This is a genomic window from Brevundimonas sp. UBA5936, from assembly GCA_002430835.1.
Lineage (GTDB): Bacteria > Pseudomonadota > Alphaproteobacteria > Caulobacterales > Caulobacteraceae > Brevundimonas.
The window spans coordinates 21,028-29,156 of the sequence record DJDA01000040.1 but is presented as its reverse complement, the minus strand read 5'-3'; the positions used below and the strand labels follow the sequence as shown (position 1 = coordinate 29,156).

The following is an 8,129-nucleotide window of genomic DNA, read 5'->3' as shown; positions in this document are numbered from 1 at the left end:
CGCCTGCGGCCGAGCGTCCGGCGGCGGCCTATGATCCGATGGCGGGCGACCGCGCCCGTTCGTCGGTGCGCGCCGCCCCTTCGGCCGAGCCCAAGCCGGTCGGCGAGCTGCAACGTCGCCCGCGTCGTCGTCGCCCGTCGAACGGCGGCAAGGGCCACGCCGCCCAGGGCTGAGGTCGAGATATCCTCCCCACAGAGTGGGGAGGGGGACCACGAAGNNACGAAGTGGTGGAGGGGCTTGACCGTTAGCGGAACCAAGCGGCCCCTCCGTCTCGTTCGCTGCCGCGACCGATCTACCTCCCCATGACATGGGGAGGATATAAAAACGGCGGCTCCTTTGCGGGAGCCGCCGTTTTCACGTCAGTCGTCAGGCCTGGGTCAGAAGGCCCAGCGCGCGCCGACCGAGGCCACCAGGGCCGAGCCTTCGGCCTCGCCGCGCAGGTGCGAGGTCATGGCGCCCTGGTACAGGGTGCGGTCGTCGCGGATCGTCGAGTCGCTGAAGGCGATGTAGGTCAGGCCGGCGTCGAAGGTGACGCCTTCGGTCACTTCGGTCGAGCCGCCGACCGAGAACAGCCAGCGGTCGGCGTCCGGGATGCGGGCGGTGCGCAGGCTGTCGCGGGTCGGGGTCGGGTCATAGCCGACGCCGGCGCGCAGCGTGGTCTTGTCGCTGATCGCATAGTCCAGGCCGATGGCGCCGGTGGTCACGTCCTTGTAGTCCTGATGGATGACGTCGCCGCCGCCCGTGTATTCGACGGTGATGGCGTCGAACTCGGACCAGCCGATGCGGTTGACCTGGGCGTTCAGGGTCAGCTTGTCGTTGACGGCGTAGCGGACCGAGGCCGAGGCGAACCACGGGGTGTTGAAGCTGGCCTTGCCGCCGGTCGAGACGTTGGCGCCCGCCAGCGGGCCCAGCAGGCCGGCCACGGTCACGTCGCCTTCCAGTTCGTGCTCGATCTTGGAGCGGTAGCTGAGGCCGAAGTCCCACGGGCCCTTGTGCACCTGGGCGCCGACGTTCCAGCCGAAGTCCCAGCCGTCGCCTTCCAGGCTGTTGGAGCCGTCGGGCAGCAGCGGCGACAGGTTCGGCATGGCCGAGGTCAGCTTGGCCTTGACGAACTGGGCGTTCAGCCCGGCGCCGACGTCCAGCCAGTCGTTGACCTGATAGGCCACGGTCAGGCTGGCGTCGCCCGAGCGCAGTTCCGACGTCAGGGCGTCGTAGCGGGCGAAGGAGCCCTGTTCGTACTTGGTGGTGAAGTTGTAGGGGGCGGCCACCGAGACGCCGACGGCGAAGCGGTCGCCGATCGGCGTGGCGAAGGCGAAGTTCGGCACCAGGCCGCTTTCGATCGGATCGACCTCGGTGTTGCGCGGGTTGACCACCGGCACGTCCACGCCGCCCGGATAGGTCAGGTAGGAGCCGGCGTTCTTCACTTCGGAATCGATGCGGATGGCGTGCATGCCGACGGAGACCTCACGGCCGCTGCGGGCGATGGAGGCGGGGTTCCACCACATCGAACCGACGCCGCGATCGGCGGCCTCGCCCGAGAAGGCGCGTCCGGCGCCGCGCACGGACTGTTCCTGCAGATAGAAGGAGCCGGCGAAGGCCGGGGCGGCGACGCCCGTCATCAGGGCGGTGGTCAGAGCCAGGCCGCCGAGGCGGGCCATGTTCCTGGGGGTCATTTACGCTTCACCTATGTAATGGGCCGGCCATTTTTGTAGAGGCGGCCAGCCTTGGTTCGGGGAGAGCCGTCACGCTAACAGCCACAGCGTCCGTGTCATGAAAGCGTTGCGTCCAAGGCCGGTGTCGGACCCCTTCTCGGCGAAAGCGTGGCGCAAAAATCGCACAATTTCACACCTTGGTGAGGTTACGTAACGGCAATTTCGATGCCTGAAGAACGTAGGTTTGCGGTTAGATCGTGTTCCGCAGCGTCAACTTCGGACTGATCTCGACCGCGGATCACCAGCTGGGTTCCGACCTCGCCGGCGGTCTGTCCGGCGCCGAAACCGAAGGGGTAGGAGCCGAAGGACAGGTGCGGTCGCGCCTCGGCGGCGGCGCGCAATATGTCGGCCACGGCGCCCTCGCCGACGCCGGTGACGCGCAGGGATCGGCTGTGCACCGGGATGCCCGTCTTCAGGCGCGGCGCCACGTCGTCCAGCATGGCCTCCATGATCTTGGGCACGCCGGCCATGACGAAGACGTTCTCAACCTGAAAGCCCGGCGCGTCGCTGACCGGATTGGCGATCAGGACGCCGCCTTCGGGCACGCGGGCCATGCGGCGCCGCGCAGCGTTGAACTCGCCCGGCGCATAGCGGCGCGCGAGGATGGCGAGGGCCTCGGGGTGTTCGCGCACGGGAAGGCCAAAGGCGGCGCCGACCGCATCGGCGGTGATGTCGTCATGGGTCGGGCCGATGCCGCCGGTGGTGAAGACGTAGTCGTGGGCCGCACGCAGGGCGTTCAGCGCCGCGACGATCTGATCCTGACGATCGCCGACCACCCGCGCCTCCATCAGATCGACGCCCAGCGGCGCCAGAAACCGGGCCAGGGTGTTCAGATTGGTGTCGCGCGTGCGGCCCGACAGGATCTCGTCGCCGATGATCAGGACGGCGGCGGTGGGGGAGGGGGCGATCTGGGACATGGCCCGTAGATAGGAAGGGCGCGCGCTTGCGTCAGCCGTGAACCCTGACGGGCTTGAGGTTTTATGCTAGTCTGACCATCTGAAGTCCTGAAAGCAGCCTCTTCGCCCGTTCCGCGCTCTTGCGGAGCGCGCCTCCCCGAAAGCCGAGCATGTACGAGACCCCCGACCTGGAAACCGACGTCTTTGTCCGCAGCCACGAAATCCGCATCTATGACGCGGAAGGGTTCGAGGGCATGCGCAAGGCGGGCCGTCTGGTCGCCGAGGCGCTGGACATGATCGGCGAGCATGTGAAGCCGGGCGTCACCACGGGCGAGCTGGACGATCTGGTGCGCGAGTTCACCCTGGACAACGGCGGCACCCCCGCCTGCCTGGGCTACAAGGGCTATACCAAGACGGTCTGCACTTCGATCAACCACGTCGTCTGCCACGGCATTCCCGGCGACAAGGTTCTGAAGGAAGGCGACATCGTCAACATCGACCACACCGTCATCGTCGACGGCTGGCATGGCGATAGCAGCCGCATGTATCCGGTCGGCGAGATCAACGCCCGCGCCAAGAAGCTGATCGACGTCACCTATGACTCGCTCGACCTGGGTCTGGCCCAGATCAAGCCGGGCAACACCTTCGGCGACATCGGCTTCGCCATCCAGAAGTTCGTCGAGGCCCAGCGCATGAGCGTGGTGCGCGACTTCTGCGGCCACGGCATCGGCCGGGTGTTCCACGACAGCCCCAATGTCCTGCACTACGGCCGTCGCGGCGAGGGCGCGGTGCTGAAGCCGGGCATGTTCTTCACGGTCGAGCCGATGGTGAACCTGGGCAAGCCCGCGGTGAAGGTGCTGTCGGACGGCTGGACCGCCGTGACGCGCGACAAGTCGCTGTCGTCTCAGTGCGAACATTCGATCGGCGTGACCGAGGACGGGCTGGAAATCTTCACCGCCTCGCCCAAGGGCCTGTTCCGCCCGAAATTCTCCTGACGTTGATTTAATATAACGGTCATATTTCAGCCGCTCCACGTCTCTCACCTGGGCTATGACAGGGAGGGCTCAGATCATGCGTTTGTGGAGCGTGCTGGGAGTCTTGGCGGCGGCCGGGCCGGGCGTCGCGGATGCAACCGACCTTAAGCACATCACCTTTGACCGTGGTGAGGTGGCTGTGTGGTCGGCGTCGGTTTCTCCACGAGACCATACGCCGGCTCATGTGGCGGATGAGGTCGCGCCGTTGGCCTTGCCCACGGCAAGTCCGGCCTTGCCCGCCAGGGGGTCGACCTTCTCGACTTTGTTTCGCGCGCGGGATCTGTTTGACCTGGAGCGGCATCCCGCGACGACAGCGGCGAAGTTGTTTCAACTCAAAGAGGACGGTGAGCGTCAGGGAACCGCCTGCACGGCTCAATTCGTGGGGCCTCGCCACCTGCTCACCGCCGCTCATTGCTTGGTTGACCGCGCTACAGGGCGACCCCGCCCCGGCTTCGAGATCGCTGTCCGTCATGACGGTGGGAGCGATCAGGGCGTTTACCGTGTCGTGGCGGCGTGGGGGCCTGCGAGCGAATTTGAACCGCGACCCGTGATGGTTCAGACTGCGGCTCCTCTGGACCTGGCCGCTGATTGTCATGATGTGGCGTTGATAGCGGTTGACCGACCCGTCGAGGCCTCAGGAGGCTGGTTGGGCATGTCGGTCAGTGTCGATGCGGCGCTGCCTGTGCATCGTTTCTCTTACCCGCATGAATCGTCCGCTGCCGTCATCGAGCGGTTGATGACCACGCAAGAGCACCCGGATAACGTCAAAGACTATATGCGCGTGGAAATCGCCAAGCGGCGTTTGAGCGAACCGGATTTTTCGCCGGAAAATCTCTATTACGAATATGGCGTGGTGGAAGGCGTGCATGCGGAAGCTCTCACCGAGCGCAACGGCGCTGTCCTTCCTGGCCGCTCAGGCAGCGCCATGATTGATGGGCAAGGACGCATCGTCGCCATCATGTCTAGGGCGGCGGAAGGCGAAAACTATAGTTGCCGGCTGACTCCCTATCTTATTGGAGCCTTCAGCGACATTGCAGGGTTGGGCCGTTCAGATTGAGCAACGTTCATGGCCTTGCTCCGTGGACCGCGCCTCGGCACTGTGGCGCCAAGGGCGGACGGAGAGCGAAGCGTTGAACGTGGAAGGGGTGAAGGCCAAGCCGCACCACGCCGGGCATCGCGAGCGGCTGCGTGAACGCGCGCGCACGGCGGGCATCCACCATCTGCCGGACTATGAGCTGCTGGAGCTGTTCCTGTTCCGCAGCCAGCCGCAGGGCGACGTCAAGCCGGTGGCCAAGGCCCTGCTGACGCGGTTCGGGTCGCTGGCGGCGGTGCTGGCGGCCTCGGTCGAGGATCTGATGACGGTCAAGGCTGAGGATTCGCGCGGCCGGGCCAAGGGGGTGGGCTCCGAGACGGCGCTGGACCTGGCCGCCCTGCACGAAGTCTCGCGCCGCGTGGCCAAGGAAGAGGCGAACAAGCGCACCGTCATCTCGTCGTGGACGGCGCTGCTGGCCTATGTGCGACTGTCGCTGCAGCACGAGCCGCGCGAACAGTTCCGCGTTCTCTATCTCGACAAGAAGAACCAGCTGATCCTCGACGAGATTCAGAACCGGGGCACGGTCGACCACGCCCCCGTCTATCCGCGCGAGGTGGTGCGCCGGGCGCTGGAGCTGTCGGCCAGCGCCATGATCATCGTCCACAACCACCCCTCGGGCGATCCGACGCCCAGTCGGGCCGACATCGACATGACCAGACAGGTGATCGAGGCCGCACGCGCCCTGTCGGTCCAGGTTCATGACCACCTCATCGTCGGCCGCGAAGGCGTGGCCAGCTTCAAGCAACTGGGATTGATGTGACTGTTCTGACCACCCAACGCCTGACCCTGACGCCTGTCGCCGTCGGCGACATGGACGACCTGACCGCCCTGTGGGCCGACGCCGAGTTCACCCGCCACATCATGGGGCGCGGCCTGTCGGAGGAGGAAGTCTGGTTCCGCCTGCTGCGAGACATCGGCCACTGGCAGGCCAAGGGCTATGGCAACTGGTCGATCCGCGAGACGACGACGGGCGCCTATGTCGGCAGCGTCGGCGTGCTGGACTACCGCCGCGAGATCGATCCGCCCTTCGACGCGCCGGAGCTGGGCTGGGGCGTGGCCCCCGCATTCCAGGGCGCGGGCCTGGCGCGCGAGGCGCTGGAGGCGGCGCTGGCCTGGACCGACGCCTATCGGCTGGAGCCGCGCACGGTCTGCATGATCTCGCCCGAGAACGCGCCTTCGGTGCGTCTGGCCGAACGGGTAGGCTATCGCCCCTACGCCCGCGCCGACTACAAGGGGTCGATCGTCGACCTGTATGAGCGTCCCCGCGTCGGATGACCGGCTGACAGAAGGGACGCGGGGCGATAAGCTTTACAATTCAGGCCCTGAGACGGCCTTCTGCCTTCTAGGAGTTCTGTGATGCCCATGTCCGTCGACGACCTTCGCGCCCATCTGGTCGAGGCCTTCCCCGACGCGGACATCGCCATCGAGGATCTGGCGGGCGACGGCGACCACTATCGCGCCCGCATCGTGTCCGAGGTCTTTCGCGGGATGAACCGGGTGCGGCAGCACCAGACCGTCTACGCCGCGCTGAAGGGCAAGATGGGCGGCGAACTGCACGCCCTGGCGCTGGAGACCTCGGCGCCGGTCGAGGCCGGCTGATCCCGTGCGCTATCGCCCCTTCGGCGCCACGGGGGCCGCGGTCTCCAGCCTGACGCTCAGCCTGGGGGCTGAGGCGGCGGCGCGTGGGCCGAACCCTGTCCGCGACCTGGTGTTCGCGGGGCTGGAGGCGGGGGTGAACGCCTATCATATCGAGCGGCTGGACCCGATGCTGCTTCAGGCCGTCGGCGAGGCCCTGGGTCATGTCGAACGGCGACTGGTGTGGGTCAGCGCCAGCCTGGGGGCCGATCGGGATTTCTCGGCGGAGAGGCTGGGCCGCTCGATCGAACAGGGGCTGCACGCCTCGGGCCTGGGCTGGTTCGACATGGCGGTGCTGGAGCGCCCGGCCGAGAATGAACTGCCGCAGACCTCCCTGACCGCCCTGAAGGCGATGCGGAAGGCGGAGTATGTGCGGATGCTGGGGGTGTCGGGCGATGAGCCGGTGACGGACCTCTATGTCTCGACCGGGGCGTTCGACGTCCTGTTCACGCCTTTCCACGCCAATGTGGCCTGGCAGGTGCGCTCGCGCATGAAGGCCGCGCGCGATCGGGAGATGAGCCTGTTCGCCTATGACTATTTTCCCGAAAGCCTGGCGACCGAGCGCCGCGCCGCCGATGCGGGCGGGGCGAAGAAGCGGGGCCTGTTCGGCGGCTGGGGCGCGGGACGCAGCGAGGCCGATCTGGAGCGGCCGGGCTCCTTCGCCTTCCTGCACCGAACGCCGGGCTGGACCGGCGAGGCCATCTGCCTGGCCTACGCCCTGGCGGACCCGGCGGTGGCCAGCGTGCTGGTCCGGCCCAGGGACAGGGCGCATCTGGAGGAACTGGCGAGCGTGCCCGAGCGCGACCTGCCCGCCGGCCTCTCGGCCCAGATCGAGATGGCGCGGGTGGACGCCTCGGCTTGATTAGGCGCCGATGGCGGAGAAGGGGCCGTTGAGGAAGCTGGGCTTGCGATAGGCCAGGGGACGGCCGTCCTCGGCCAGGACGCGGCCGCCCGCCGCTTCCAGCACGGCCTGACCGGCGGCGGTGTCCCATTCGCTAGTGGGGCCCGTGCGCGGATAGGCGTCGAAGCGGCCCTCGGCGATCAGGCAGAACTTCAGCGAGGAATCCATGCCCTGCCACAGCCGGCAGCCGTTGCGGCCGGCCAGGCGTTCGGCGTCTTCGTCGCTGATGCTGTGGCTGACCAGGGCGGTGGCGTCCTGAGGGCGTTCGCGCACGCGCGCCGGTTTCCAGGCCTCGCCAAAAGCGCGGCGTTGGGCGCCTTCGCCCGGCGCCACCGAGCGCCAGGTCAGGGCAAGAGCCGGCGCCGTCACCACGCCGGCGACCACGGCGTCGCCGCGCACCAGGGCGATGTTGACGGTGTAGCTTTCGCGTCCCTGAATGAAGCCTTTGGTGCCGTCCAGCGGGTCGATCAGCCAGAACCACGGACCGACGGACGGCGGGGCGCCGTCGGCGGCGACGGCCTCTTCGGCGACGGCCTCGACCTGGGGCCAGTGTTCGGCCAGGCGGCTCAGGATCAGGGCCTCGGCGGCGCGGTCGGCCTCGGTGACGGGGCTGGCGTCGGCCTTGGTCTCCACGGCCGTATCGGCCCGCCAGTAGGGCAGGATCAGGCGCGCGGCCTCTTCGGCGATGTCGGCGATGACCTCGGCCAGGCGGCCGGAGGCGAGGTCGGTTTCGAGGGCGGCGTAGGCGGAGACGGTCATGAAGCGCTCGATAGACCATGCGGCCGGTTTAACGAACCGGCAAATCAGGCCACCTTGGCCTTAACCTTTTTGAAATTCTGCGCGCCGCGCCTTGGCATC

The 8,129-nt window shown here is 67.4% G+C and carries 9 protein-coding genes; 6 read left to right on the top strand and 3 right to left on the bottom strand.

Features of this window, described 5'->3' with window-relative positions:
* Positions 1–377: 377 nt before the first annotated feature.
* Entirely contained in the window at positions 378–1,673 is a 1,296-nt protein-coding gene (locus B2Y21_RS04155) for an OmpP1/FadL family transporter (protein ID WP_292057258.1), read from the bottom strand.
* A gap of 185 nt (positions 1,674–1,858) precedes the next feature.
* The gene (locus tag B2Y21_RS04150; RefSeq protein WP_292057257.1) at positions 1,859–2,629 is read right to left on the bottom strand and encodes a competence/damage-inducible protein A; all 771 of its coding nucleotides are present in this window, start codon (positions 2,627–2,629) and stop codon (positions 1,859–1,861) included.
* A gap of 149 nt (positions 2,630–2,778) precedes the next feature.
* On the opposite strand from B2Y21_RS04150, the gene map reads away from it, so the two are divergent.
* From map to B2Y21_RS04120, 6 genes are all read left to right on the top strand, one after another.
* Positions 2,779–3,603 carry a type I methionyl aminopeptidase gene (map, locus tag B2Y21_RS04145; RefSeq protein WP_292057255.1) on the top strand — a complete coding sequence of 275 codons (825 nt, stop codon included), beginning with the start codon at positions 2,779–2,781 and terminating at the stop codon, positions 3,601–3,603.
* A gap of 76 nt (positions 3,604–3,679) precedes the next feature.
* A complete protein-coding gene (locus B2Y21_RS04140; RefSeq protein WP_292057253.1) occupies positions 3,680–4,699 on the top strand; it encodes a trypsin-like serine peptidase in 1,020 nt (339 codons plus the stop codon).
* Between the two features lie 73 nt (positions 4,700–4,772).
* Entirely contained in the window at positions 4,773–5,495 is a 723-nt protein-coding gene (gene radC / locus B2Y21_RS04135) for a RadC family protein (RefSeq protein WP_292057259.1), read from the top strand.
* Positions 5,492–6,010: a GNAT family N-acetyltransferase gene (locus B2Y21_RS04130; RefSeq protein ID WP_292057251.1), complete on the top strand. Its 519-nt coding sequence runs from the start codon at positions 5,492–5,494 to the stop codon at positions 6,008–6,010. The genes radC and B2Y21_RS04130 overlap by 4 nt, the downstream gene beginning before the upstream one ends.
* Positions 6,011–6,091: 81 nt before the next feature.
* Positions 6,092–6,334 carry a BolA/IbaG family iron-sulfur metabolism protein gene (locus tag B2Y21_RS04125; RefSeq protein ID WP_003166683.1) on the top strand — a complete coding sequence of 81 codons (243 nt, stop codon included), beginning with the start codon at positions 6,092–6,094 and terminating at the stop codon, positions 6,332–6,334.
* Positions 6,335–6,338: 4 nt separating this feature from the next.
* Positions 6,339–7,232: an aldo/keto reductase gene (locus tag B2Y21_RS04120; protein WP_292057246.1), complete on the top strand. Its 894-nt coding sequence runs from the start codon at positions 6,339–6,341 to the stop codon at positions 7,230–7,232.
* On the opposite strand, the gene cysQ is transcribed toward B2Y21_RS04120, so the two are convergent.
* A complete protein-coding gene (gene cysQ / locus B2Y21_RS04115; protein ID WP_292057244.1) occupies positions 7,233–8,030 on the bottom strand; it encodes a 3'(2'),5'-bisphosphate nucleotidase CysQ in 798 nt (265 codons plus the stop codon). It abuts the gene before it with no gap.
* Positions 8,031–8,129 lie beyond the last annotated feature (99 nt).